We start from the raw sequence: 26,297 nt of genomic DNA on the forward strand, positions 1-26,297 counted from the left end.
CGACACGACGTCACTTGCGCGGGTTGGCCCGGCGGGTGGGTTCGGCCGTGGTCGGGTCCTCCGGCCACGGGTGGCGGGGGTAGCGGCCGCGCAGGTCGGCACGGACGGCGCGGTAGCCCTCGCGCCAGAACGCGGCCAGGTCGCCGGTGACGGCGGCCGGGCGGCCTGCGGGGGAGAGCAGGTGGACGGTGAGCGGGGCCCGGCCGTCGGCCAGCGCCGGGGCGGCGTCCCAGCCGAACAGCTCCTGGAGCTTGACGGCGAGGACCGGGCGGTCGCCCGAGTAGTCGACCCGGATCCGGCTGCCGCTCGGCACCGTGATCCGCTCCGGGGCGAGCTCCTCCAGCCGGCCGGCCTGGCCGCTCGCCCACGGCAGCAGGCGCTGCAGCGCGGCGGCGGTGTCGATCCGCTCCAGGTCGGCGCGGCGACGGGCCCGGGACAGCTCCGGCTCCAGCCACTGCTCGGCGGAGGTCAGCAGCGCGGCGTCGCTCACGTCCGGCCACACCCCGCCGAGGGTGCGGTGCAGGAACGCCAGCCGTTCGCGCAGCCCCGCCGCGGCCGGCGGCCAGGACAGCAGCGCGCCGACGCCCTCGCGTTCGAGACCGGTCAGCAGCGCCTCGCGCACCAGCGCCGGATCGGGCGCCGTCAGCGGCGCCGCGGCGAGCTCGACCGCACCGAGGGTCTCCACCCGACGGGCCGTCACCTCCCGCTGCCGGGTCGACCAGCCGACCTCCTCCCGCCCGTCCAGCAACGGCCCGCCCGCCCGGCGGGCCGTCGCCTCGTCGATCGCCACCGCCCGCAGCACCCGCGCCGACGGCGACCCGGCGGGCCGGTCGGCCACCGCGATCGCCAGCCACCCGCCGGCCGGCAGCCGCGAGCCGCCCTGCACCTGGGCCGCCGTCCCGGAGGCCATCAGGTACGCGCCCTCGCCGCCCTCACCGCCCCCGCGGGCCTTGGCGAGCCGCTCCGGGTACGCCAGGCCGACCACCAGCCCGACGGCCGCATTCGGCTCCGCGGATTCACCTGACGATCTGTCGATCTGCTGTTCCAGTCGGCGGGTCTCGTCCTTCCAACGGCGCGCGTACGGGTCGTTGCCCTGCCTGACGGTGCGCCAGATGTGGGCCAGGTCGTCGCCGAGCGCGCGCGGCGGCTCCTCGGAGAGCAGCGCGACCAGCTCGGCCGCGCGCCGGGAGCCCACCGCCGCGGCGCCGTCCAGCAGCGCGCGGGCCAGCCGGGGGTGCAGGCCGGTACGGGCGATCGCCCGGCCGCGGTCGGTGGGGCGGCCGTCGGCGTCCACCGCGTCCAGCGCGCGAAGCGTGGTGCGGGCGGCGGCCATCGCCCCGGCGGGCGGCGGGTCGGGGAGAGCGAGGCCGGTGGCGTCCGGGTCGCCCCAGCAGGCGGCCTGGAGGGCGAACGACGTCAGGTCGGCGAGCGCGATCTCGGGCGTCGGGAAGCGCGCCGCGCGGGCGTCCTCCACCTCCGCCCAGCACCGGTACACCGTGCCGGGAGCCTCCCGCCCGGCCCGGCCGGCCCGCTGCCGGGCGGCGGCCAGCGAGGTGCGGACGGTGACCAGCCCCGACAGGCCGCGGGCGTGGTCGGTGCGCGGCTCCCGGGTCAGCCCGGAGTCGACCACCACCCGCACGCCCGGCACCGTCAGCGAGGACTCGGCGACCGAGGTGGCCAGCACCACCCGCCTCCGCTGCCCGGCCGCCAGCGCCGCGTCCTGCACCGCCTGCGGCGCCTGCCCGTGCAGCTGCAGCACCTCGACGCCGTCCAACTGCCCGGCCACCCGGGCGATCTCGCCCACGCCCGGCAGGAAGCACAGCACGTCCCCGTCCCGCTCGGCGAGCGCCCGGCGGACCGTCGCCGCGACGTGCTCCAGCAGCGCCGGGTCGACCCGCGTCCCGTGCGGCGGCCGGACGGTGCCCGGCGGCGGTGCCCACACCGCCTCCACCGGGTGCGACACGCCCTCGGCGGCCACCACCGGCGCGCCGTCCAGCAGTTCGGCCCAGGCGTCGGTGTCGGCGGTGGCCGAGGCCAGCAGCAGCCGCAGCTCCGGGCGGAGCGCCGCCCGGACGTCCAGCAGGAACGCCAGCGCGGTGTCCGCGTCCAGGTGCCGCTCGTGGCACTCGTCGAGCACCACGGTGTCCACGCCCGGCAGCTCGGGGTCGCGCTGCAGACGTTGCAGCAGGACGCCGGTGGTGACCACCTCGACCCGGGTGTCCGGGCCGACCCGGCGCTCGCCGCGAACCGTGAACCCGACCCGGCCGCCGACCTGCTCGCCCAGCAGCCAGGCCATCCGGCGGGCGGCGGCCCGCACCGCCAGCCGCCGCGGCTCGGCGACCAGCACCCGGCGCGGCGGACCGGGGAAAGCATCCAGCAGGCCCGCCAGGGCCAGCGGCACCAGGGTGGTCTTTCCGGTGCCGGGCGGAGCGGACAGCACCGCCGCGCCGTGCCCCTCCAACGCCTCGGCCAACCCGGGCAGCGCAGTGCGGACCGGCAGTTCGAGCCCCCCGGTGCGCACCGTCAGCCGTCCCGGCGGGCGACGAAGATCGCCGTCCCGGGGATGTGCCGGCCGCGCAGCGGGCTCCAGCCGCCCCACTCCTGCTCCAGCTCCTCCGGCCACTCCGGCTCGATCAGGTCGAGCAGCACGAATCCGGCCCCGACCAGCTCCCGCACCCGGTCGCCCAGCGTCCGGTGGTGCTCGACGTACGTCGCCACGCCCTGCTCGTCCTGCTCCACGTACGGCGTCCGGTCGAAGTACGACGACGACGCCGTCAGGCCCTCCTCGCCCGGCTCGTCCGGGAACGCCCAGCGGATCGGGTGCGTCACCGAGAACACCCACCGCCCGCCCGGCCGCAGCACCCGGTGCACCTCGCGCATCAGCCGCGAGGTGTCCGCGCTGAACGGCACCGCGCCGTACGCCGAACACGCGTGGTCGAACGAGCCGTCCGCGAACGGCAGCGTGGCCGCGTCCGCCTGCACCACCGCGACCGGCTCCAGGCCGCGGCCCAGATCGATCCGCCGCGAGTGCTGCAACTGCCGGTACGAGATGTCCAGCGCCACCGGCCGGGCGCCCTGCGCCACCAGCCAGCGCGAGCACTGCGCCGCGCCCGAACCGATCTCCAGCACATCCGCGCCCTTCAGCGCCGCCGGCTCACCGAGCAGCCGCACCTCGGCCTCGTCCACCCCCTCCGGACACCAGGTGAACCGGTCGTCCCCCAGGAACTCCCCGTGCTCGTCCTGGTAGTCGTCCGCGTTCCGGTCCCACCAGTGCCGACTCGCCCGGCTCGACTCCACCTCCCCGGCCTCCCGCCGGAGCGCCTCGTCGCCGTCGTCGTCGTCCGGCTCGGCGTCGGTGCGGTAGGCGCTCGGGACGTCGTACTCGGCGGGGTCGTAGTCGCGGGACGCGTCGGGGCCGGGGGTGGTGGAGTGGGTCATGGAATCCGTCACGTAAGGTATGGGATGCGGAAGCGCCACTGCCGCGGAGTCGGTCCCGTACGGGACCGGGTCGGGCCGTGGCATCCGGGGTAGGGCCGGTGTTCGAGCCGCCGCGAGGTGTGCCTTCGGAGGATATGGCCTGATCCGTCCCGGCCTCTACCGGTCTTGCCGCCTTCGGCATTGACCGTGTCCGGGTGTCCCCGTATGCTACAAGTTGCGCTGCGGGCCTGCGCGCCTCGGACGGAGCAGGTCGCGCTCGCATCTGTCGAAGACCCCAACGGTCGTCAGACGGGCATCGGGATTCCGGTTGATGGAATCGATTCGGTGGCCGTTTTCCGGCCTGTACGGCTTTCGGTGGGAGCGATCAGGGCCCTCCGCGTGGCATTACTACGACTTCATGTCCGTACCGGAGCCCTTTTCCTAATGACGAGCCCCACCGACACCTCTGTCAGCACCACCCCGCAGGTTGCGGTCAACGACATCGGCGACGCCGAGGCCTTCCTCGCCGCCATCGACGAGACCATCAAGTACTTCAACGACGGCGACATCGTTGAGGGCGTCATCGTGAAGGTCGACCGTGACGAGGTGCTCCTCGACATCGGTTACAAGACCGAGGGTGTCATCCCGTCCCGCGAGCTCTCGATCAAGCACGACGTCGACCCCCACGAGGTTGTCGCTGTCGGCGACAACATCGAGGCCCTGGTTCTCCAGAAGGAGGACAAGGAGGGTCGCCTGATCCTGTCCAAGAAGCGTGCGCAGTACGAGCGCGCCTGGGGCACGATCGAGAAGATCAAGGAAGAGGACGGCATCGTCACCGGTACCGTCATCGAGGTCGTCAAGGGTGGTCTCATCCTCGACATCGGCCTCCGCGGCTTCCTCCCGGCCTCGCTGGTCGAGATGCGTCGCGTCCGCGACCTCCAGCCCTACGTGGGCAAGGAGCTCGAGGCGAAGATCATCGAGCTGGACAAGAACCGCAACAACGTGGTCCTGTCCCGCCGTGCCTGGCTCGAGCAGACCCAGAGCGAGGTTCGCCAGACGTTCCTCACCACCCTGCAGAAGGGTCAGGTCCGCTCCGGCGTCGTCTCCTCGATCGTCAACTTCGGTGCGTTCGTCGACCTCGGCGGCGTCGACGGTCTGGTGCACGTCTCCGAGCTGTCCTGGAAGCACATCGACCACCCGAACGAGGTTGTCGAGGTCGGCCAGGAGGTCACCGTCGAGGTTCTCGACGTTGACATGGACCGCGAGCGCGTCTCCCTGTCGCTGAAGGCGACCCAGGAGGACCCGTGGCAGCAGTTCGCCCGCACGCACCAGATCTCCCAGGTCGTGCCGGGTAAGGTCACCAAGCTGGTTCCGTTCGGTGCGTTCGTCCGCGTGGACGAGGGCATCGAGGGCCTGGTCCACATCTCCGAGCTGGCCGAGCGCCACGTCGAGATCCCGGAGCAGGTCGTCCAGGTCGGCGACGAGATCTTCGTCAAGGTCATCGACATCGACCTCGAGCGTCGTCGCATCAGCCTCTCGCTGAAGCAGGCCAACGAGTCCCTCGGTGCCGACCCGGCGTCGGTCGAGTTCGACCCGACCCTGTACGGCATGGCCGCGTCCTACGACGACCAGGGCAACTACATCTACCCGGAGGGCTTCGACCCCGAGGCGAACGACTGGCTGCCCGGCTTCGAGAAGCAGCGCGAGGAGTGGGAGCGGCAGTACGCCGAGGCCCAGGCCCGCTTCGAGCAGCACCAGGCCCAGGTCATCAAGTCCCGCGAGGCGGACGCGGCTGCTGCCGCCGAGGCCGGCGAGGAGGCCCCGGTGTCCGGTGGCGGCTCGTACTCCTCCAGCAGCGACGAGGGCTCCGGCGCGCTTGCCTCGGACGAGGCGCTGGCTGCTCTGCGCGAGAAGCTGGCCGGCGGCCAGAGCTGAATCGCTCTCGCTGAGTAGTTGACTCACGCAGGGACCCCCTGCCCAGGCTTTCCTGGGCGGGGGGTCCCTGTTTTTGTGCCCGCGCGCCAGTGGAGGACGCTGCGCGGGGCTGGGTGGGGCTTGCTGTTTTTGCGCCCACCCGCCCACCCGGGTACCCGCCAGGGGAGGGTGCGCTGCGCGAGGGTTGGCGTGAGGTGTGCTGCACGGGAGGTTGGGCTGGGCGTGCTGTTTTGCGTCCGCACGTGCACTCGCCAGGGGAGGGTGCGCTGCGCGCGGGCCAGGCGAGGCTTGTTGTTTTGCGCCCGTCCGGGCACCTGCCAGGGGGGCGCTGCGTGGGGGTTGGCGTGCCGTGCGCTGTGCGCGGCTGGGTGGGGCCTGATGTTCTTGCGCCGGCGGCCGAGTGCCCGGTGGCGGGCAGGGGCACGCTGCGTGGCGTGAGCTGGAGGCTGTGCATGGTGGGGCGAACCGGGCCGTCGGCGGTGGCCTGCTGCGCGCGGCCCGAGCTGTTGGCTTCGCCCGGCCGCCATCGGCAGGATGCCGAGTCGCTTGGCTGCCCAGTTGCTCGTGCGGCGCTCAGTCCCATGCGGGTGCCCGCAGGCGAGACGGCCGTATTGGGCGGCGGAGGTCGTGGCGAGTTCGGGTGCCAGGCTGCGCCCGCCCAGGCGGGAAGGGCCCGCTTCGGCTCGCTGAGGCGCCCAGTTGCTCGCCCTCGGGGCCGGCGGCCGCCTGGTGGGTCCGCTCAGCCGTGCAGCTGCTCGCGCTTCCGGTCACGGGTGCGAGGTGGGCTACCGGCCGAGCTCGCCCGGACGGGGCGCCGGACGTCGCCCGAGCTGTCTGCTTCGCGCAGTGTCCCGTCAGCCGCGCTGCACCTCGCGCAGCGCTCCCGCCTCCTCGTCTCGGTCCGAGGTATTGCGCGTCCTTCTGTGGAGCTTAAGTGGCGTTTATGTGAAGGGAATTGTGAGATGAGGCTCATCGTCCGGCTATAGGACGTTCGGGGCGTGACGCATACCTTGGGGTGAGTTGTCCGAAAGGCTCCCGGCATGCGCAGCTCTCGCTCCACCGCAGCAGAGGTCCAGGTTTTCCAGGTTCACGGTCGGTTGGCCGGGCTTGGGCGAGTGTGTTTTCGGTATCGGCGTTGGGTGTTGGGGTTCTGGGCAGTGGTGCTCGCGGTGGGGGTGCTGATCGGCGGGCGGGTGTTCGAGGGGTCGGTGGCGGGCACGGGGGGCGGGGGGTCGGAATCGGCGCGGGGTGTGGCGATCGTGCAGGCGGCGGATCCGGTGCAGGGCACGGTGACGGCGGTGGTGGACGGGGCGCCGGTGGGGAGCGAGGGGGTCAAGGCGGCTGTTCAGCGGGCGAGTTCCGAGGTGGCGAAGCTGCCGGGGGTGGTCTCGGTGGCGGACACGTACTCGACCGGGGGACAGCTGAGCGCGGGTGACGGCCGGGCGTCGCTGGTGAACGTGCGGATCGCGGACGGGGCGTCGGCGAAGCAGCTCAAGGCCGTGACGGACCGGCTGGAGCAGATCACCGCGGACGGGGCGCACACGGTGGTGGGCGGGGATCCGGTGCTGCAGCAGGAGGTGAAGGACCAGACGGCGCGGGACACCCGGTTCGGGGAGATCGTGACGCTGCCGCTCACTCTGATCGTGATGGTGCTGGTGTTCGGCGGGCTGGCCGCGGCGGGCCTGCCGGGGATCGGGGCGGTGGCCTCGGTGGGCGGGGCGTTGCTGGCGATGTTCGGGTTCAGCCGGATCATGGACATCGACACCAGCGTGCTGCCGATCGCGACGGTGCTGGGGCTGGGGCTGTCGATCGACTACGCGTTGCTGATGGTGAACCGGTTCCGCGAGGAACGCGGCCTGGGCGCGACGATCGCGCAGGCCGTGGAGCGGACGTCCGCGACGGCCGGTCGGACGGTGGCGTTCTCGGGGCTGACGGTGGCGGTGGCGCTGAGTGGCCTGTTCGTGTTCACCAGCCCGGTGTTCCGGGCGGTCGCGGCGGCCGGCGTGAGCGTGGTGGTGATCGCGGTGGCGGCGGCGCTGACGCTGGTGCCGGCGCTGCTGGGGTTCATGGGGCGGCGGATCAAGGCGCCGAGCACGCCCGTCCCGGACGAGGGGTTCTTCTCGCGGACGGTGCGCCGGGTGCAGCGGCGGGCGGTGCCGGTGATGCTGGCGTGCGTGGCGCTGCTGCTCGCGGCGGGGGCTCCGTTCCTGGGTTCGCACTTCCGCATCTCGGGCGCCGATGTACTGCCGAAGAGTTTCGCGTCCCGGCAGGTCGCCGAGGCCGTGCAGGAACGTTTCCCGGCGCAGGCTCCGGCCCCGGTGCAGGTGGTGGTCGAGGGGACGCCGCAGCAGGCGCAGCACTACGCGGACAGCGTGGTGGCGTCGCTGCCGGGCGTGTCCGGGGTACGGGCCGTCACTCCCGTGTCGGACGGGGTGCAGACCGTGGACGTGCTGGTGAAGGGCGACCCGCAGGGGGCGGAGGCCAAGCGGGTGGTCGGTGAGCTGCGCGAGCACCGGGGCGGCCTGGAGACGTACGTGACGGGGGACGCGGCGTCGCTGGTGGACTTCCAGCACGAACTCGGCTCGCGCGGGCCGTGGGCGGTCGGGCTGGTCGCGGCGGGGACGCTGGTGCTGCTGTTCATGATGACCGGGTCGGTGGTGCTGCCGGTGAAGGCACTGCTGATGAACGTGCTCTCGTTGGGCGCGTCGCTGGGGGCGCTGACGCTGGTGTTCCAGCACGGGTACTTCAGCGGGCTGCTCGGGTTCACCCCGACCGGCGGCCTGGAGACGGTGATCCCCGTGCTGGTGTTCGCCTTCGCGTTCGGGCTGTCGATGGACTACGAGGTGTTCCTGCTGTCCCGGATCAAGGAGCTGCACGACCAGGGCCACGGCTGTCTGCGGTCGGTGGAGCTGGGGCTGCAGCGCAGCGGTCGGATCATCACTTCGGCCGGGCTGCTGATGGTGATCGTGTTCGCCGGGTTCGCCTTCGGGCAGATGCTCATGGTCAAGCAGATGGGCATCGCGCTGGCCGTCGCCGTCGCCGTGGACGCCACCCTGGTGCGCACCCTGCTGGTGCCCGCCACCATGTCGCTGTTCGGCCGGCTCAACTGGTGGGCGCCCGCCCCGCTGCGCCGCCTGCACCGTCGCATCGGCCTGAGCGAGCACGTCGAACTGCCGCCGCTGCGTCCGGCGGAGCTGCCCGTGCCGCGACTGCCGAAGGAGCCGGGACTGGTGGGCGCGCCCTAGGACCGTCGGCGTCGGGCGCCCGGCAGGATCGGCCGGACAGGTCCTAGGGTGGCGGTATGCGACTGACGAAGTTCGGCCATGCCTGCGTCCGGATCGAGCACGCGGAAGGGGCGGTGCTGATCGATCCCGGCATGTTCACCGGCCCCGAGGCGGTGCGGGACGTGCGCGCCCTGCTGATCACCCACGAGCACGTCGACCACTTCACCGAACCGCAGGTGCGGGCCGCCGTCGAGGCGAACCCGGGTCTGCGGGTGTACACCAACCGTTCGGTGGCCCGGCAGCTGGAGGGCATCGGGGCGCGGGTGACGGTGGTCGGCGAGGGCGACGCGTTCGAGCTGGACGGGCTGCCGGTGACGGTCCACGGCGAGTGGCACGCGGAGATCCACCCGGACATCGAGCGGATCCCGAACATCGGGTTCCTGCTCGGCGGCCGGGTGTTCCACCCGGGCGACGCGCTGACCGTCCCGCCGGACACCGTCGACACGCTGCTGCTGCCGCTCGGCGCGCCCTGGCTGCGGGTCGGCGAACTGGTCGACTACCTGCGCGACGCCCGGCCCCGGCAGGCGGTGGCGATCCACGACGAGACGCTCAGCCCGGCCGGCCGGGCCGTGCACGGGCGGCTGCTCGGCCCGCAGGGGCCCGGCACCGGCGGGGTGGCGTACCGGACCCTCGACGTCGGCGAGTCGGTCGAGCTGGTCTGACGGTCGGTCAGAGGGCGGGCGCGGCGGCCGTGAACGGGCGGCCGTCGAGCGTCCAGTGCGGGTCGGGGACGATCTCCAGCGCCGCGTACACGTGCGCCGCGACGTCGGTGTGGTGCAGCGGGCCGACCGGCGCGCCCGGGGTGATGCCGGGGCCGAACGCGGCGATCCAGGCGGTGCGTTCGAGGTCGCTGCGGCCGCCGTGGCCGCCCGCGTCGACGTGGCCGTGGTCGGTGACGACGATGACCGTCCACTCCTCGGCGGCGTACGTGGACCGTTCGCGCAGCGCGGCCAGCAGGCGGCCGAGGCGGGCGTCGGCGGTCTCGATGGAGCGGCGGTAGTCCTCGCCGCAGCCGCGGAAGTGCGCCGTCTCGTCGACCGCGCCGAGGTAGACGAAGGACGCCTGCGGGTCGTCGTCGGACCGGGCGAGCACGTACTCGGCCTCGGCGGTGACCCGCTCGTCGCAGACCTCCCACGCCTCCGGGGTGTCCTCCAGCGGGGCGATGTACGAGAGCCGGCCGGGCGCGTTGAACAGCGGGCCGCCGTCGCGGGCCAGGAACAGCGGCTCCCAGCCGCCGACCGCGAAGGTCCGGCGGCGGTGGGCCTTGGCCAGCCGGGTGGTGAAGTCCGGGAACACGTCGAGCCGGTGGCCGCCCAGGTGGTTGCCGAGCACGCCGTGCTTGGCGACGCCGACGCCGGTGGCGATGGTCGCCCAGCACGGGCCGGACATCGTCGGGGTGGCGTCGTCCACCTCGACGGGGCTGAGGAAGCCGGCGGCGGCGACCGCGTCCAGGTGCGGGGTGTGCAGCTCGGGCAGCAGGTCGAGACGGACGCCGTCGATGCCGACGACCAGGACCCGGCGCGGGCCGGCGGGCCAGATGCTGGACACGGATGGTGCTCCGATCGTTCGAGGGTGATGCAGGTGTTCGAGCTGTTCGGCACCTTAGCGGCCCGCGCGGGCCCGTAGAGCTGTACGGACAACTTTTTCCGGACGTCCCTTGGGCGAGGGCCCGGAGAGTTCCTTCGGAGTTCGCCCGGTGTTCGTCCCGCCTGGGCCGCCGCGGGCGCCGCGGTACGGGCCGGTAACCTGGCGGCATGCTGAGGATCGGACTGACGGGCGGCATCGGCGCGGGCAAGAGCGAGGTCTCCCGCCAACTGGCCGCGCTGGGCGCGGTGATCGTCGACTCGGACCTGATCGCCCGTGAGGTGGTCGCCCCCGGGACGCCCGGACTGGCCGCGGTGGTCGCCGAGTTCGGCCCCGAGGTGCTGCTGCCCGACGGCGCGCTCGACCGTCCTGCGCTCGGCCGGATCGTCTTCGGCGACCCGGCCCGCCTCGCCGCGCTCAACGCCATCGTGCACCCGCTGGTGCGGGCCCGGTCCGCCGAACTGGAGGCCGCCGCCGGCCCGGACGCGATCGTCGTGCACGACGTCCCGCTGCTCGCCGAGAACGGTCTCGCCCCGCTGTACGACCTGGTCGTGGTCATCGACGTCCCCGACGCCGAACGCCTGCGCCGCCTGACGGCGCTGCGCGGCATGCCCGAGGACGAGGCCCGCGCCCGGATGGCCGCCCAGGCCACCCGCGAGGACCGCCTCGCCGTCGCCGACCTGGTCCTCGACAACAGCGGTGACCTCGACGCTCTCACCGCCCGCGTCCGGGAACTCTGGCGGCAACTGGAGCAGCGCAGCGCCTGACCTGCGCCGATCGGGTCGCGGCGCGCGCGGACCGGCGGGCCCGGCCCGATGCTGGGACGAGGAGGGCGCGGCGGACGGCCCCGCCCGGGGTCGTCGACTGGGGGCCGGTCGCGATGAGTTCCGGCAGAAGATGGTCCGCGCTGCCGTGCGGGCGGCGCCGCAAGTGGGTGGTGCTGGCGCTGTGGCTGGTGCTGCTGCTGGCCGCCGCGTCGACGGCCGGGAAGCTGATGGGCGCCGAGGACAACCAGGCGTCCAGCTGGCTGCCCGCGAACGCCGAGTCGACCCGGGTGCAGGAGGCGCAGCGCCGGTTCCAGCCGGTGGACACCGCCGAGGCCGTGGCGGTGTACCAGCGGCCGGGCGGCGTCACCGCCGAGGACCGGGCCGCGGCGGCCCGCGACGCCGAGAGCTTCGCCGGCGCGCCGCACGTGGTCGGACCGGTGGTCGGGCCGACCGTCTCGGCGGACGGGCAGGCGATGCAGACCGTGGTGTCCGTCGAGGTCGGCACCAGTGGGTGGAACAACCTCAAGCCCGCCGTCGACAGCATGCGCGCCACCGCCGCGGCCGACGCGCCGCCCGGGCTGGTCACGCACGTCACCGGCCCCGGCGGGATCGCCGCCGACCAGGCGAAGGCGTTCTCGGGCATCGACAGCACGCTGCTGTTCGCGACCGTCGGCGTGGTGGTCGTCCTACTGCTGCTCACCTACCGCAGCCCCGTGCTGTGGCTGCTGCCACTGCTGTCCGCCGGGGCGGCGCTGACGGTGGCCGAGGCCGTCATCTACCTGCTGGCGAAGCACACCGGACTGACCGTCAACGCGCAGAGCGCCGGCATCCTGATCGTGCTGGTGCTCGGCGCGGGCACCGACTACGCGCTGCTGCTGACCGCCCGCTACCGGGAGGAACTGCGACGCCACCAGGACCGGCACGAGGCGATGGCCGCCGCCCTGCACCGGGCCGGGCCGGCCGTCCTGGCCAGTTCGGCGACGGTCGTCGCGTCGATGCTGTGCCTGCTGGTCGCCGAGATGAACTCCACCCGCGGCCTCGGCCCGGTCTGCGCGATCGGCGTGGTCGTCGCCCTGCTCGCGATGCTCACCCTGCTGCCCGCGCTGCTGGTGACCGTCGGACGCTGGGTGTTCTGGCCGGTCCGCCCGGGCTACGGCACGCCCGAGCCGACGAAGACCGGGCGCTGGGCGCGGATCGGCGCCTGGATCGCCGACCGCCCCCGCAAGGTGTGGATCGGTACCGCGCTCGCCCTGGCCGCCTGCACCGCCGGGCTGGTATCGCTCGACGCGACCGGCCTGAGCGCCGCCGGATCGTTCACCGGCACCCCCGACTCCGTCACCGGCCAGCAAGTGCTGGCCGCGCACTTCCCCGGCGGGACGGGCGCGCCGCTGTCGGTGATCAGCAACGCCGGCCCGCCGCTGGACGCCGTCCGGCAGGCCGCCGCGAGCACCCCCGGCATCGCCGGGATCGGCCCCGCCGAGGTGCGCGGCGGCGAGGCCTTCTTCCCGGCGACCCTCGCCGACGCCCCCGACAGCGCCGCCGCCCGCGCCACCGTCGACCGGGTCCGGACGGCCGTGCACGCCGTGCCCGGGGCGAACGCCCAGGTCGGTGGCCCCACCGCGGTCGTCCTCGACGCCGGACGGGCCGCCGCCCGCGACAACCGGGTGATCATCCCGCTGGTCCTGGCCGTGGTGCTGCTGATCCTCGCCGCCCTGCTGCGCGCCGTGGTCGCGCCGCTGGTGCTGATCGCCACCGTGGTCCTCTCGTACGCGGCGGCGCTCGGCATCAGCGCCTTCTTCTTCGCGCACGTCTTCCACTTCGAGGCCCAGGACCCGGCGTTCCCGCTCTTCGTCTTCGTCTTCCTGGTCGCCCTCGGCATCGACTACAACATCTTCCTGATGACCCGTGTCCGCGAGGAGTCCGCCCACCTCGGCACCCGCCGCGGCGCCGTCGCCGGCCTCGCCGCCACCGGCGGCGTCATCACCTCCGCCGGCCTGATCCTCGCCGCCACCTTCGCCGTCCTCGGCACCCTCCCCCTGGTCGCCTTCGCCGAAATCGGCTTCGCCGTCGCCCTCGGCGTCCTCCTCGACACCCTGGTCGTCCGCTCCGTCCTGGTCACCGCCCTCACCGCCGACCTCACCCACCACATCTGGTGGCCGGGACGGCTGTCCAGGGCGGCGGAGGCCGACTGAGGTGTGCCGCAGTGCTGCGGGTGGTCACCGACCGGGGCGAAGTGGCGGTGGACCTCAGGTCCCCGTGGCGACCGGCAGGGCGGTTTCCGGGCGGCCCCAGTCGGACCAGGAGCCGTCGTAGACGGTGGGGGTGGGGTGGGCGGTGAGGTGGGCGGCGAAGGCGAGGATGCAGGCGGTGACGCCGGAGCCGCAGGTGGTGATGAGGTGGGGGCGGTGGGTGGTGGCGGTGGTGAGGCGGGTGCGGAGGGCGGGGAGGGGGAGGTAGCGGCCGTCGGGGGTGAGCAGGTCGGTGAAGGGGAGGCTGGTGGAGCCGGGGAGGTGGCCGCGGCGCAGGTGGGGGCGGGGTTCGGGGGCGTCGCCGGTGAAGCGGTCGTGGGAGCGGGCGTCCAGGACGGCGGTGGCGGGGTCGGTGAGGGCGGCGGCGACGGTGGCGCGGTCGACCAGCAGGCCGGGGCGCGGGCGGGCGGTGAAGTCGCCGGGGGAGTGCGGGAGTTGATGGGCGGTGACGGGGTGGCCGGCGGCCTGCCAGGCGGGGAGTCCGCCGTCCAGGACGGCGGCGCGGTCGAAGCCCATGGCGCGCAGCATCCACCAGGCGCGCGGGCTGGAGTAGATGCCCGCGCCGTCGTAGACGACCACGGTGGAGCGGTCGTGGACGCCGAGGGCGCGCAGTTCGCGCTGGAAGTCGGTGGCTGACGGCATGGTGTGCGGGAGTTCGGACGACGGGTCGGACAGCGGTCCGTCGAGGTCGAACGGGCGGGCGCCGGGGATGCGGTGGGCGGCGTGGCGGTGGGCGCCGACGCTCGCGTCGAGGACGACCAGGTCGGGCCGGTCGAGGCGGGCGGCCAGCCAGGCGGCGTCGACCAGGGGCGGCGGCAGTGCGGTCATGGCGGGGGCTCCGTCGGTGAGGGGAGCCTCATGATCGCACCGCCGCCGCCCGGCGGTTGAGGGCGGCGTCAGGGCTTGCGGGCGACGCCGGCCCAGATGGCAACCTGGCCGTCGGTGTCCTGCGGGGCCTGGTCGGGGCGCCACTGCGGGGCGGTGACCAGGCCGGGTTCGAGCAGTTCCAGGCCGTCGAAGAAGCGCAGCACCTGTTCGCGGCTGCGCATGGTGAGCTGCGCGGTCGCGGAGCGGTAGACCGCGGGGCCCTTCGAGGCCTCGGCCGGGTCGACGAAGTCGGCAGTGCCGTGCGAGAGCGCGAGGTAGCTGCCGGAGGGCAGGGCGTCGACCAGGGTACGGACGATCCCGTACGGGTCGTCGGCGTCGTCGATGAAGTGCAGGATCGCGAACAGCATCACGGCGACCGGCTTGCCGAGGTCGAGCAGTTCGCGGACGGCGGGGTCGGTGAGGATCGCCCCGGGGTCGCGCAGGTCGGCCTGCAGGACGCTGACGCTGCCCAGTTGCGCGCCGGCCAGCAGGGCCCGGCCGTGCACCAGCACGATCGGGTCGTTGTCCAGGTAGGCGACCTTGGCGGTGGGGGCGACGGCCTGGGCGATCTCGTGGGTGTTGCCCGCGGAGGGGATGCCGGTGCCGATGTCGAGGAACTGGCGGATGCCCTGCTCGGCGGCGAGGGTGCGGACCGCGCGCTGGAGGAAGGCGCGGTTGGCGAGGGCGCTGATCCGCACCAGCGGGCTGAGCGCGAGCACCTGTTCGGCGGCGGCCCGGTCGGCGGGGAAGTTGTCCTTGCCGCCGAGGTAGTAGTCGTACATTCGGGCCGGGTGCGGGATCTCCGGGCGCAGCTCGGCGGACGGCGGCGGACTCTGCTCGCCGGACATCCAGTCGAGCGAGATCTCCTGATGATCGGTCATATCCGGCCCCCCGTCGGTGGAACACGCTTTCGGGGGCAGCATAGACGGCCGGGAAACCGGTTCGACGACGGATGGCCGAAACCGGTCCCTCCGGCCAGGTTAGCGGTCCGGTCCGACAGCGGGTTCGGGCCCGTCGTCCGGGTCGCGGGTGAGCAGGTAGCGGGCGCCGGGGCCGGCGGCGGCGGCCCGGTCGTCGGCGTTGTACAGCAGGCAGCGGCTCAAGGAGAGGCAGCCGCAGCCGATGCAGCCCGTCAACTTGGCCTTCATCAGCTGGAGTTCGGCGATCTGCCGGTCGATCCGGTGCTGCCAGGCGCCGGCCACGGTGTGCCAGTCGCGGGGCGTGGGCGCGCGGTCCACGGGCAGTCGGGCGAGCGCGGTGCGGACCTCCTCCAGCGAGAGTCCGACCTGCTGGGCGGCCCGGACGAAGGCGATCCGGCGCAGCGCCGCGCGCGGGTAGCGGCGCTGGTTGCCGGTGGTGCGTTCGGCGTGGATCAGGCCGAGGCTCTCGTAGTAGCGCAGTGCGGAGGTGGCGAGGCCGCTGCGCTCGGCGAGCTGGCCGATGGTGAGGCGGTCGTGCCGGGTGGGCGTCATGGCCCGGAACACTACCGGCGCACGGCCTTGACCTGAAGCGCACTTGAAGTTGGATCCTCGTTGGCATGACGAGCGAAGCAACGCGCACTCCCGGCGGTTTCGACGAACTGCCCCACCTGATCTCGCTGATGACCGGCGACGAGAAGCACTCGCCGGCCGCGAACTCCACCCTGGACGCGCTGTGGGTGCTGTACGACCGGGTGCTCAAGGTCGGCCCGGCCACCGTGGACGCGCCCGACCGGGACCGTTTCCTGCTGTCCAAGGGCCACGGCCCGATGGCGTACTACGCGGTGCTGGCCGCGAAGGGCTTCTTCCCGGTGGAGCTGCTGCCGAGCTTCGGGTCGTACGACTCGCCGCTCGGCCACCACCCGGACCGGCTGCTGGTGCCCGGCGCGGAGATCGGCTCCGGGTCGCTGGGGCACGGGCTGCCGCTGGCCGTGGGCACCGCGCTGGGCCTGCGGGCGCAGGGCCTGGACGCCCCGGCGGTGTGGGTGCTGATCGGGGACGCCGAGTTCGACGAGGGCAGCAACCACGAGGCGGTGGCGTTCGCCGGGGCGTACGGCCTGGAGCGGCTGCACGCCGTGGTGATCGACAACTCCTCGGCCACCCACGGCTGGAACGGCGGCATCGCGGCCCGGTTCGCGGGCGAGGGCTGGTCGACGGCCACCGTGGACGGCCGCGACCACGACGAGCTGTACCGGGCGTACACCGCCCCGCACCCCGGCCGCCCGCACGTGGTGGTGGCCCGCACCGAGCCCAAGTTCGGCTGAGCACCGCAAGAGCAGCTGCCCGAGAACGACCGAGAGCGGAGACCGCAGACCATGACCACCCAGGAGTTCACCATGCGCGACCAGTTCGCGCTGACCACCGCCGAGCTGCTCGACCAGGACCCGCGCACCGCCCTGGTGCTGGCCGACATCGGCGCCGCCCAGTTCCCCGAGGCGGCCCGCGCCCACCCCGACCGGGTGGTGAACGTCGGCATCCGCGAGCAGCTGCTGATCGGCGTCGCCGGCGGCCTGGCGCTGACCGGGATGCGGCCGATCGCGCACACCTTCGCCAGCTTCCTGATCGAGCGGCCCTTCGAGCAGGTGAAGCTGGACCTGAACCACCAGGGCGTCGGCGCGGTGCTGGTGAGCGCGGCCGGCTCCTACGACTGGCCGGCCGGCGGGCGCACCCACATGGCGCCCGGCGACGTCGCCCTGCTGGACACCCTCCCCGACTGGCACGTGCACGTCCCCGGCCACCCCGCCGAGGCCGACCTGCTGCTGCGCCACGCCGTCGCGGCGGGCGACAGCCTGCAGTACGTGCGGCTGTCCGCCCAGCAGAACCGCGAGGCCCGGCCGATCGTCCCGGGCCGGTTCCTGACGGTCCGTGAGGGCGCCCGGGGCGTGGTGCTGGCGGTCGGCCCGATGCTGGACGCGGTGCTGGAGGCCACCGAGACGCTGGACGTGACGGTGCTGTACGCGGCCACCGTGCGGCCGTTCGACGCGGCGGGCCTGCGGGCGGCGATCGGCGGCCGGGCCGACGTGGTGCTGGTCGAGCCGTACCTGGCCGGCACCTCGGAGCGCGAGGCGCACCGGGCGCTGGAGCAACTGCCGCACCGCGTCCTCGGGTTGGGCGTGCCGGTGGCCGAGCACCGGCACTACGGGTCGCTGCCCGAGCACCTGGCGGCGTACGGCCTGGACGCGGCCCACCTGCACGCCCGGATCGCCGCCTTCCTGTGGTGAGCCCGGCCCGGGTGAGTCAGGCCGTGCGCAGCACCGCCACCGCGTCCGGCCCGAGCAGCACCGCACCGTTCGCCCCGGCCTTCACCTCGCCGAACGAGGCCTCCAGGGCGGCGAGTTCGCCCTCCAGCGGGACGGCGGCGGGCTGCTCGCCGCCGAGCCTGGCCAGCACCCGGTAGCGGCCCCGGTGCACGGCCAGCCAGCCCTCCGCCGCATCGTGCCGCACCCGCACCGCCGCCAGGTCGCCGGCCGCCAGCTCGGGCGCGGCGCGCCGCAGCCGGATCAACTCCCGGTGCCAGGCGAGAAGTTCGGCGTGCGGGGCGCGGCCCGGCTCGGACCAGTCCAGAGTGGAGGCGCGGACGGTGGCCGCGTCCTGCGGATCGGGGACGTCCTCGGCGCGCCAGCCGTGCTCGGCGAACTCCCGACGCCGGCCCTGCCGGACGGCCTCGGCGAGCTGCGGGTCGGTGTGGTCGGTGAAGTACTGCCAGGGGGTGGACGCCCCCCACTCCTCGCCCATGAACAGCATCGGCGTGAAGGGCGAGGTGAGCACGAGGGCCGCCGCGGCGGCCAGCCGGCCGGGCGGCAGCGACGCCGACAACCGGTCGCCGGTGGCCCGGTTCCCGATCTGGTCGTGGGTCTGCGCGTAGCCCAGCAGCCGGTGCCCGTAGGCCGACGGGAACGGGCGGCCGTGCGAGCGGCCCCGGAACGAGGACCGGCTGCCGTCGTGGAAGAAGCCGCGGGTGAGGGTCTTGGCGAGCGCCGCCCACGGGTCGGCCGCGAAGTCCGCGTAGTAGCCCTGGCTCTCGCCGGTCAGCAGCGCGTGCAGCGCGTGGTGGAAGTCGTCGCTCCACTGCGCGGTCAGCCCCAGCCCGCCGGCCTGCCGGGGCGCGGTGGTCCGCGGATCGTTCAGGTCCGACTCGGCGACCAGGAACAGCGGGCGGCCGGTGGCCTCCGCCAACTCCTCGACGGCGGCCGCGAGTTCCTCCAGGAACGGCAGCGCCCGGTCGTCCGCCAGCGCGTGCACCGCGTCCAGCCGCAGCCCGTCGATCCGGTAGTCGCGCAGCCAGGCCAGCGCGCTGCCGATCAGGTACGCCCGGACCTCGTCCGAGCCCGGCGCGTCCAGGTTCACCGCCGCGCCCCACGGTGTCCGGTGCCGGTCGGTGAAGTACGGGCCGAACCGGGGCAGGTAATTGCCGGACGGGCCGAGGTGGTTGTGCACCACGTCGAGGATCACGCCGAGGCCGCGCAGGTGCGCCGCGTCCACGAAGCGCTTCAGCCCGTCCGGGCCGCCGTACGGCTCGTGGACCGCCCACGGCGACACCCCGTCGTATCCCCAGCCGTGCCGGCCCGGGAACGGGCAGACGGGCATCAACTCGACGAAGTCCACGCCGAGTTCGACCAGGTGGTCGAGGCGGGCGGCGGCCCCGTCGAAGGTGCCCTCGGCGGTGAAGGTGCCCACGTGCAGCTCGTACACCACCGCGCCCGGCAGCGGGCGGCCCCGCCAGGCCGTCCCCGACCAGTCGAACGCGGCGTGGTCGACGGGGCGGCTCAGCCCGTCCGGGCCGGACGGCTGGCGGGGCGAGCGCGGATCGGGCAGCGCCGGGCCGCCGTTCAGCCGGAAGCCGTAGTCGCCGTCCGGGCCGTCCCCGTGCCACCAGCCCGGCTGCGCCGGGTCGCGCTCCAGCAGGTACGGGATCGCCCCGACCTCCACCTCGACCACCCTGGCCTCCGGCGCCCACACCCGGTACCGCATCACGCCCCCTTCACCAGCAGCGCCACCGGCACCTGCTGGAACAGATACGCCAGTTCGACCGCCCCGCCGGTGAAGCGACGGCCCGTCAACCGGTCCGTCCAGCGGCCCGGCGGCAGCTCCAGCAGGGTGCCGCGCCAGCCGCCCGACCGGAGCAGCCCGTACGGCAGCCGGGTCGCCGCCCCCACCACCTGCCGGCCGCGGGCGAACGCCACCAGGTGCTCGGCCGCCGGGCCGATCCCCGTCAGCGGGCGGTAGGCGCCCAGCGGGCCCTCGCGGCGCAGGTGCAGGGCGGTGGTGGTCAGGTGCAGCTTCTCCCGGGCCAGGTCGCCGGGGCGCGGCGCGGCCGCGTCGGTCAGCCGCACCGCCAGCGCGTCCAGGTCCACCGGGGCCCGGTTGTCCGGGTCGACCAGCGTGTACAGCGGCTCCTCGCCGCCCTGGAACACGTCCGGCACGCCCGGCGCCAGCAGGTGCAGCAGCGCTGCCGACAGCGAGTTCACCCGGGCGAACGGCTCCAGCATGCCGACGAACCCGGCGATCCGCGGGCACAGCCCCGGATTGGCCAGCGCGTCCCGCACGTACTGGGCGAGCCGCTGCTCGAACACCTCGTCCGGCGCCGTCCACGAGGTGCGGCGCTTCGCCTCCCGCACCGACTTCAGCACCACGCCCAGCAGCCGCTCCTCGGTCAGCGGCCACGCCGCCAGCAGGGTCTGCCACAGCAGCCACGCCGAGGCCCGGTCCGGGCACGGCCCGGCCGCCACCGTCCACGCCGCGCACTCCGCCGCCCACGCCTCCGGCAGCTCCGCCAGCACCGCGAGCCGGGCCCGGGCGTCCGCGCTGCGCTTGGTGTCGTGCGTGGACAGCGCCGTCATCGCGTGCGGCCAGTGCTGCTCCTGCTGCTCGCACCAGCGGTGGAAGTCCGCCGGGGCGACGCCCGGGTGCTCCGGCAGGCCGCCGACCTCGTTCAGCGACAGCAGCGCGTTGAACCGGTAGAACGCGGTGTCCTCCACGCCCTTGGCCGCCACCGCGGAGGCGGTCTGGCCGAAGCGGTGGCAGAACTCGTCCTTCGCGGGGGAGCGGCCCAGCGCGCCGAGCGCGAGGCGGCGCACCAGCAGCTCGGTGTCCGACGCGCCCTCGGGCGGGGCGAGCGCCTCGGCGGCCTCGGCCGGGGCCGGCTCGCCCGGCACCACGTACGGGCGGTACACCGGGTACTCGGTGAGCAGGCCCTCCAGCGCCCGGCGCACCGCCAGCGGCGAGTGGTCGGCCAGCTCCGGGCCGTCCGCGCAGATCCGCTCCACCAGGCGCACCAGCCGGTCGGTCTCCGCGGACAGCGCGCCGTCCGGCGACACCATCTCGGCCCGGCCGATCAGCGCCGACGCCGCCGCGTCCGCCCGGTCGCCGACGTCGCGCCGGTAGGCGATCGTCAGCCGTTCCGCGCCCAGGTGGTCGGTCAGCACGCCGTCGATCCGGCGCAGCGCGTCGTAGCCGGTGGTGCCCGCGCACGGCCAGTCGGCGGGCAGCCGCTCCTCGCCGGTGAGGATCTTCTCCACCACCGTGTACGCGCCGCCGGTGGCCTCCGCGAGGCGCCGCAGGTAGCCGCGGGGGTCGGCCAGCCCGTCGGGGTGGTCGATCCGGAAGCCGTCCAGGACGCCCTCGCGGTGCAGCCGCAGCAGCACCGCGTGCGTCGCCTCGAACACCTCCGGGACTTCCATCCGCACCGCGATCAGCTCGTTCACGGTGAAGAACCGCCGGTAGTTGATCTGCTCGTCGGCCAGCTTCCACCAGGCGAGGCGGTACCACTGGCGGTCCAGCAGCTCCGGCAGCGGCAGGTGCGCGGTGCCGGGGCGCAGCGGGAACTCGTGCTCGTGGTAGCGCAGCACCTCGCCGTCCACCGTCAGCGCGCCGAGCTCCGCGCCGAGGCGGCCGCCGAGCAGCGGCAGCAGCAGGCGGCCGCGCCCGGGGGCGTCGACCGGGCCCGACTGGGCCGTCCAGTCGATGTCGAACCAGGCGGCGAACGGGTCGTCGGGGCCGTTCGCCAGCACCTGCCACAGCGGCCGGTTCAGCTGCTCCGGCACCGGCAGCGCCATGTGGTTGGGCACCACGTCCGCGATCAGGCCGAGGCCGTGCCGCCGCGCCTGCGCCGAGAGCTCGCGCAGCGCCTGCTCGCCGCCCAGCTGCTCCGCGACCCGGCCGTGGTCGACCGTGTCGTAGCCGTGCGTGGAGCCCGGCACCGCCTCCAGCAGCGGCGACAGGTGCAGGTGCGAGACGCCGAGCGCCGCCAGGTACGGCACCGCCCGGCGGGCGTCGTGCAGGGTGAACTCCGGCTGCAACTGGAGCCGGTAGGTGGCCGTCGGGAAGCGGGCCGTCGAAGGGCGCGCGGCGACTGACGTCATAGCCGCATCCCTACCCGGACCGCCCCGTGCCTACCGCCCATTGCCCCGAACGGGGTGCCAGGGCCTGTCTTCGAACCCCCGCCTGCCCCACGCCCCCTGGCACGCACTCTCGCCGCACCGGGCGAAAGACCGAGTACACCCAGTACGAGGCCTTCCACCCGGCACGCCGAGAGCACGCACCGGACGCCGCGGGGCTGCGGCGCGGGTTCGAAGACAGGCCCTAGGCCGGTCGCTGCAGCACCAGCAAGGAGCGGTCCGGCAGGTGCAGGGTGTCGCCGGCCTTGGCGCGCGGGCCGGTGCCGGGCGCGGGGAGGGCGGGCAGCGAGGTGTCGACGACGATCTGCCAGGCCTCGCCGTGGCCGGCCGGGACGGTGAAGGCGATCGGCTCCGAGTGGGCGTTGAACATCAGCAGGAACGAATCGTCGACGATCTTGCCGCCGCGCCGGTCCGGCTCGGAGATGGCGTTGCCGTTCAGGAAGACCGTCAGCGACTTCGCGTACGAGGTCGACCAGTCCGGATCGGTCATCTCCTCGCCGCCCGGGGTGAACCAGGCGATGTCGGTCAGCGCGTCGTGGGTGCCGGAGACCGGGCGGCCGTGGAAGAACCGGCGGCGGCGGAAGACCGGGTGGTCGCGGCGCAGCCAGATCATGCCCTGGGTGAACTCCAGCAGCCGGCTGTCCGCCGGCTCGCCCTCCCGGCTCGGCCAGGCCACCCAGGTCAGCCCGGAGTCCTGGCAGTAGGCGTTGTTGTTGCCGTGCTGGGTGCGGCCCAGCTCGTCGCCGTGGGAGAGCATCGGCACGCCCTGGGAGAGCATCAGGGTGGCGATGAAGTTGCGCTGCTGGCGGGCTCGCAGCTCCAGCACGCCCGGGTCGGTGGTGTCGCCCTCCGCGCCGCAGTTCCACGAGCGGTTGAAGGACTCGCCGTCCCGGTTGTCCTCCCGGTTGGCCTCGTTGTGCTTGTCGTTGTACGACACCAGGTCGCGCAGCGTGAAGCCGTCGTGGCAGGTGACGAAGTTGATCGAGGCGATCGGGCGGCGGCCGTCGTCCTGGTACAGGTCGGAGGAGCCGGTCAGCCGGGAGCCGAACTCGGCCAGGGTCGCGGGCTCGCCGCGCCAGAAGTCGCGGACGGTGTCGCGGTACTTGCCGTTCCACTCGGTCCACAGCGGCGGGAAGTTGCCGACCTGGTAGCCGCCCTCGCCGAGGTCCCACGGCTCGGCGATCAGCTTGGCCTGCGAGACCACCGGGTCCTGCTGGACCAGGTCGAAGAACGAGGACAGCCGGTCCACCTCGTGGAACTGCCGGGCCAGCGTCGCCGCCAGGTCGAAGCGGAACCCGTCCACGTGCATCTCGGTGACCCAGTAGCGCAGCGAATCCATGATCATCTGGAGCACGTGCGGGGAGCGCATCAGCAGCGAGTTGCCGGTGCCGGTAGTGTCCTCGTAGAACCGCTGGTCCTTCGCCAGCCGGTAGTACGAGGCGTTGTCCAGGCCGCGGAAGGACAGCGTCGGCCCGAGGTGGCTGCCCTCCGCGGTGTGGTTGTACACCACGTCGAGGATCACCTCGATGCCCGCCGCGTGCAGCGCCTTCACCATCGACTTGAACTCCTGCACCTGGTGCCCGCGGTCGCCCGTCGAGGAGTACGAGGAGTGCGGGGCGAAGAAGCCGATCGTGTTGTAGCCCCAGTAGTTGGACAGCCCCAGGTCCCGCAGCCGGTGGTCGCGGACGAACTGGTGCACCGGCATCAGCTCGATCGCCGTCACGCCCAGCTTCGCCAGGTGCTCGATCACCGCCGGGTGCGCCAGGCCCGCGTAGGTGCCGCGGATCTCCTCCGGGATGCCCGGGTGCCGCCTGGTCAGGCCCTTGACGTGCGCCTCGTACACCACGGTGCGGTGGTAGTCGGTGCGCGGCGGCCGGTCGGTGCCCCAGTCGAAGTACGGGTTGATCACCACCGAGTGCATGGTGTGCGGCGCCGAATCCAGGTCGTTGCGGCGCTCGGGCGCGCCGAAGTGGTAGCCGTACACCGACTCGTCCCAGTCGATGTGGCCGCTCATCGCCTTCGCGTACGGGTCCAGCAGCAGCTTCGACGCGTTGTGCCGCAGACCCAGCCCGGGCTGGAACGGGCCGTGCACCCGGAACCCGTAGCGCTGGCCCGGCTGGACGCCCGGCAGGTACGCGTGCCGCACGAAGGCGTCGGTCTCGCGCAGTTCGACCGCCGTCTCCGAGCCGTCCTCGGCGATCAGGCAGAGCTCGATCCGGTCCGCGCTCTCGGAGAACACCGCGAAGTTGGTGCCCGCGCCGTCGTAGGTGGCGCCGAGCGGGTAGGGCTGCCCCGGCCAGACCTGCATGTGTCCTCAACTTCCCCGTGCCAGACGCCAATCGGCGCTCCCACGGGTGGTCACCCGGTGGAGCGCCCGAGCATGTGCGGGCGTCAGTGGCGCGACGGGCGTGACGCACCGCACATCCGCATACTCCTCGCCGGACGGCCGAACCCGGCGTCCATCCGCCTCCATTCGCCCGTTGTTCGCCCGGACGGGTGTCCCGGCTTCCGGGCCGGACAGCCCGCCGTGGCCGGGCCGTGACGGACCGTCGGCCGCCGCGGTGCGCGCCGCGGTGCGTGCTGTCAAGAGGGCTGTGTCGCGGCCACCGAGGGCGATACCCTTGATCGTCCGGACCGCGAGAACCCCGGGCCCGTGTGCGGCCGGCGACCAGGGGCCGTCATGGTGGACCGAGTCAGCGGACAGCCCGTCAGTCGGCGGGCGGCGGGCGAGAGGTGAGGTGGCGGATGGCGTTCCCCGCCGACGGCGACGGACCCGACCCGCGGGCCGGCGGCAGCGAGGCCCCGACGCTGGTCGTCCGCACCGGCGGCCGCGGATCGCTGCCCGCGCAGGGCGGCCCCGTCGAGGGCGCGCCGCCCGCCTGGGCCGCCGACCAGTGGGAGGACGCCTACCGCCGGGTCCGGCTGGCCGGCCGCGCCTACGTCTGGCTCAACCTGGTCGAACAGCGGATGCGCGCCCTGGTCCACGAAGTGCTGCGCCCCGTCTACGCGCCCGTGCACGGCGAGGAGTGGGTCACCGCCGCCGCCGGACCGGTCGGCGAGGAGTGGGTGCACCGGGCCGCCGCCGTCCGCGAGGTCTCCCGCCGCAAGGGCTACCTGCTCGACCCCGTCGACGACGACCCGCTGGTCTTCCTCACCCTGCCGCAGCTGCGCGAACTCATGGTCCAGCACTGGCCGTGCTTCGAACCCCACCTGGTGGACCGCCGCGAGGTCGAGCTCGCCCTCGACGAACTCGAGGTCGCCCGGCACGTGGTCTCCCGCAACCGGGCGCTCACCCAGACCGTCCTCGACCAGACCGAACGGGCCGCCGCCCGCCTGCTCGCCGTGCTCGACGGCACGCTCGGCGGGGTGCCCGCCGACGTCGTCGAGGAACTCGTCGCCGGCCGCTACTCCGACGTGGTCGCCGTCCACCCCGACCGGGTCCGCCTGCAGCGCGACCTGCCCGTCGAGGACCTGCTCGACGGCGCCCGGCGGCTCGACGCGGTCGGCATCGGCCTCGGCATGCTCTGCCAGAACTACACCGGCAAGCGACTGGTGCGGCTCGCCACCGACGGCTGCCGGGTGCGGCTACTCTTCCTCAACCCGGCGAGCAGCGCGGTGCGCCGCCGCGAACGCGAACTCGGCATCGGACGTGGCGAGTTGGGCCGATCGGTGGAGATGAACATCATGCACGTGCGCCGGGTGAGGGCCCGGCTGCGCGACCCCGGCAGCTTCGAGATCCGGGTGTTCGACGAACTGCCCCGGTTCACCGCCTACCTGGTCGAGGGCCCGCGGACCACCGGCGTGGGCGGACGCCGGCGCTCCACCGACCTCGGCGTCGTCCAGCCCTACCTGCGCCGGGCCCGCGGCATCGAATCGCCCGCCCTGGTGCTGCGCGGCGGCGCCGGACAGGAGGCCGGCGGCACCGAACCCGGCCTGCTGGAGGTCTACCGGGAGGAGTTCGAGGACCTCTGGGGAGACTCCCGCGCGGTGTCCTGACCAGCAGGATCGCGCCCCGTGGAGCGGACGCGCCGTCGGCGCTGTCACAGCGGCAGGCGATGATGGTCCGCGTCTTGGCAGTGCCGACGGAAGGACACACCCCATGACCTGGTGGAAGGGGCCGCTCACCGGTTTCGACCTGGAGACCACCGGCACCGACCCGGAGGAGTCCCGGATCGTCACCGCCGCCGTGGTCGACACCCTCGGCGGCCGTGTCGAAGGGGCCACCAACTGGCTGATCGACCCCGGCGTCCCGATACCCGCCGAGGCCACCGCCATCCACGGCATCACCGATACCGAGGCCCGCACCCACGGCCGGGCGGCCGCCGAAGCCGTCGAGGAGATCGCCCGCGCCCTGCACCAGCGGCTCGCCGCCGGCCGGCCCGTGGTCGCCTTCAACGCCCCCTACGACCTGTCGCTGCTCGACGCCGAACTGCGCCGCCACGGCCGCCCCACCCTCGCCGACCGCCTCGGCGGGCCGGTCACCCCCGTGGTCGACGCCATGGTGGTCGACCGCGCCCTCGACAAGTACCGCAAGGGCTCCCGCACCCTGCAGCGGGTCTGCGAGGTCTACGGGGTCGAACTCCACGACGCCCACGAGGCCGGCAGCGACGCGCTCGCCGCCGTCCGGGTCGCCGTCGCCCTCGGCCACCGCTACCCCCAGGCCGGCGACCTGCCGCTGGACGAACTCCACCGGCGGCAGATCGACTGGTACCGCACCTGGGCCACCGACCTGCAGGCCTGGCTGCGCCGCAAGGACCCGGCCGCCACGGTCGACCCGCGCTGGCCGCTCAAGGCGGCGTCCTGAGGACGGTTTCGCGGC

At 73.9% G+C, this 26,297-nt stretch carries 18 protein-coding genes; 9 read left to right on the forward strand and 9 right to left on the reverse strand.

Going from position 1 to position 26,297, the window contains the following annotated elements; genetic code table 11:
• Positions 1-10: 10 nt before the first annotated feature.
• Together hrpB and ACI1MP_RS27860 are read right to left on the reverse strand one after the other, a co-directional pair.
• Positions 11-2,521, reverse strand: a complete 2,511-nt coding sequence (gene hrpB, locus ACI1MP_RS27855; RefSeq protein ID WP_404869718.1) for an ATP-dependent helicase HrpB — start codon at positions 2,519-2,521, stop codon at positions 11-13.
• A 2-nt stretch (positions 2,522-2,523) separates the two neighbouring features.
• A complete protein-coding gene (locus ACI1MP_RS27860; protein ID WP_380340154.1) occupies positions 2,524-3,438 on the reverse strand; it encodes a class I SAM-dependent methyltransferase in 915 nt (304 codons plus the stop codon).
• Between the two features lie 423 nt (positions 3,439-3,861).
• Here ACI1MP_RS27860 and rpsA point away from each other — a divergent pair, with 423 nt between their 5' ends.
• From rpsA to ACI1MP_RS27875, 3 genes are all read left to right on the forward strand, one after another.
• A complete protein-coding gene (gene rpsA / locus ACI1MP_RS27865) occupies positions 3,862-5,352 on the forward strand; it encodes a 30S ribosomal protein S1 (RefSeq protein WP_043913368.1) in 1,491 nt (496 codons plus the stop codon).
• Positions 5,353-6,491: 1,139 nt separating this feature from the next.
• Complete coding sequence (locus ACI1MP_RS27870) at positions 6,492-8,597, forward strand: MMPL family transporter (protein ID WP_404869719.1); 2,106 nt, start codon at positions 6,492-6,494, stop codon at positions 8,595-8,597.
• Positions 8,598-8,653: 56 nt separating this feature from the next.
• Complete coding sequence (locus ACI1MP_RS27875) at positions 8,654-9,298, forward strand: MBL fold metallo-hydrolase (RefSeq protein ID WP_100586950.1); 645 nt, start codon at positions 8,654-8,656, stop codon at positions 9,296-9,298.
• Between the two features lie 7 nt (positions 9,299-9,305).
• Here the strand turns inward: ACI1MP_RS27875 and ACI1MP_RS27880 are convergent, their stop codons facing one another.
• Positions 9,306-10,184: an alkaline phosphatase family protein gene (locus tag ACI1MP_RS27880; RefSeq protein ID WP_404869720.1), complete on the reverse strand. Its 879-nt coding sequence runs from the start codon at positions 10,182-10,184 to the stop codon at positions 9,306-9,308.
• A 206-nt stretch (positions 10,185-10,390) separates the two neighbouring features.
• Between ACI1MP_RS27880 and coaE the strand changes: the two genes are divergently transcribed.
• Both coaE and ACI1MP_RS27890 read left to right on the forward strand, forming a co-directional pair.
• Positions 10,391-10,987, forward strand: coding sequence for a dephospho-CoA kinase (gene coaE / locus ACI1MP_RS27885; protein WP_380339944.1), 597 nt, complete (start codon positions 10,391-10,393; stop codon positions 10,985-10,987).
• Between the two features lie 113 nt (positions 10,988-11,100).
• Positions 11,101-13,179, forward strand: coding sequence for an MMPL family transporter (locus tag ACI1MP_RS27890; RefSeq protein ID WP_404869721.1), 2,079 nt, complete (start codon positions 11,101-11,103; stop codon positions 13,177-13,179).
• 54 nt (positions 13,180-13,233) lie between these two features.
• Here the strand turns inward: ACI1MP_RS27890 and ACI1MP_RS27895 are convergent, their stop codons facing one another.
• From ACI1MP_RS27895 to soxR, 3 genes are all read right to left on the reverse strand, one after another.
• Complete coding sequence (locus tag ACI1MP_RS27895; protein WP_404869722.1) at positions 13,234-14,064, reverse strand: sulfurtransferase; 831 nt, start codon at positions 14,062-14,064, stop codon at positions 13,234-13,236.
• Positions 14,065-14,132: 68 nt separating this feature from the next.
• Positions 14,133-14,984 (reverse strand): SAM-dependent methyltransferase, encoded by an 852-nt coding sequence (locus ACI1MP_RS27900; protein ID WP_380339926.1) that lies wholly within the window; start codon positions 14,982-14,984, stop codon positions 14,133-14,135.
• Positions 14,985-15,083: 99 nt separating this feature from the next.
• On the reverse strand, positions 15,084-15,575 hold the full coding sequence (gene soxR / locus ACI1MP_RS27905) for a redox-sensitive transcriptional activator SoxR (protein WP_100586940.1): 492 nt from the start codon (positions 15,573-15,575) through the stop codon (positions 15,084-15,086).
• 65 nt (positions 15,576-15,640) lie between these two features.
• On the opposite strand from soxR, the gene ACI1MP_RS27910 reads away from it, so the two are divergent.
• Both ACI1MP_RS27910 and ACI1MP_RS27915 read left to right on the forward strand, forming a co-directional pair.
• Positions 15,641-16,345, forward strand: coding sequence for a hypothetical protein (locus ACI1MP_RS27910; protein WP_100586939.1), 705 nt, complete (start codon positions 15,641-15,643; stop codon positions 16,343-16,345).
• 51 nt (positions 16,346-16,396) lie between these two features.
• Entirely contained in the window at positions 16,397-17,302 is a 906-nt protein-coding gene (locus tag ACI1MP_RS27915; protein WP_380339923.1) for a transketolase family protein, read from the forward strand.
• A gap of 16 nt (positions 17,303-17,318) precedes the next feature.
• Here the strand turns inward: ACI1MP_RS27915 and treZ are convergent, their stop codons facing one another.
• The 3 genes from treZ to glgX form a co-directional block, all read right to left on the reverse strand.
• On the reverse strand, positions 17,319-19,052 hold the full coding sequence (treZ, locus tag ACI1MP_RS27920) for a malto-oligosyltrehalose trehalohydrolase (RefSeq protein WP_404869723.1): 1,734 nt from the start codon (positions 19,050-19,052) through the stop codon (positions 17,319-17,321).
• Positions 19,052-21,442, reverse strand: a complete 2,391-nt coding sequence (gene treY / locus ACI1MP_RS27925) for a malto-oligosyltrehalose synthase (RefSeq protein WP_404869724.1) — start codon at positions 21,440-21,442, stop codon at positions 19,052-19,054. Before treY ends, treZ begins: the two co-directional genes overlap by 1 nt.
• Positions 21,443-21,662: 220 nt before the next feature.
• Positions 21,663-23,786 carry a glycogen debranching protein GlgX gene (gene glgX / locus ACI1MP_RS27930; RefSeq protein ID WP_100586935.1) on the reverse strand — a complete coding sequence of 708 codons (2,124 nt, stop codon included), beginning with the start codon at positions 23,784-23,786 and terminating at the stop codon, positions 21,663-21,665.
• Between the two features lie 437 nt (positions 23,787-24,223).
• Between glgX and ACI1MP_RS27935 the strand changes: the two genes are divergently transcribed.
• Positions 24,224-25,474 carry an SAV2148 family HEPN domain-containing protein gene (locus ACI1MP_RS27935; RefSeq protein ID WP_404869725.1) on the forward strand — a complete coding sequence of 417 codons (1,251 nt, stop codon included), beginning with the start codon at positions 24,224-24,226 and terminating at the stop codon, positions 25,472-25,474.
• 103 nt (positions 25,475-25,577) lie between these two features.
• The gene (locus tag ACI1MP_RS27940; protein WP_380343336.1) at positions 25,578-26,282 is read left to right on the forward strand and encodes an exonuclease domain-containing protein; all 705 of its coding nucleotides are present in this window, start codon (positions 25,578-25,580) and stop codon (positions 26,280-26,282) included.
• Positions 26,283-26,297: the final 15 nt, after the last annotated feature.

Origin of the sequence: Kitasatospora griseola (assembly GCF_044999035.1) — a bacterium.
Taxonomy (GTDB): Bacteria; Actinomycetota; Actinomycetes; order Streptomycetales; family Streptomycetaceae; genus Kitasatospora; species Kitasatospora griseola.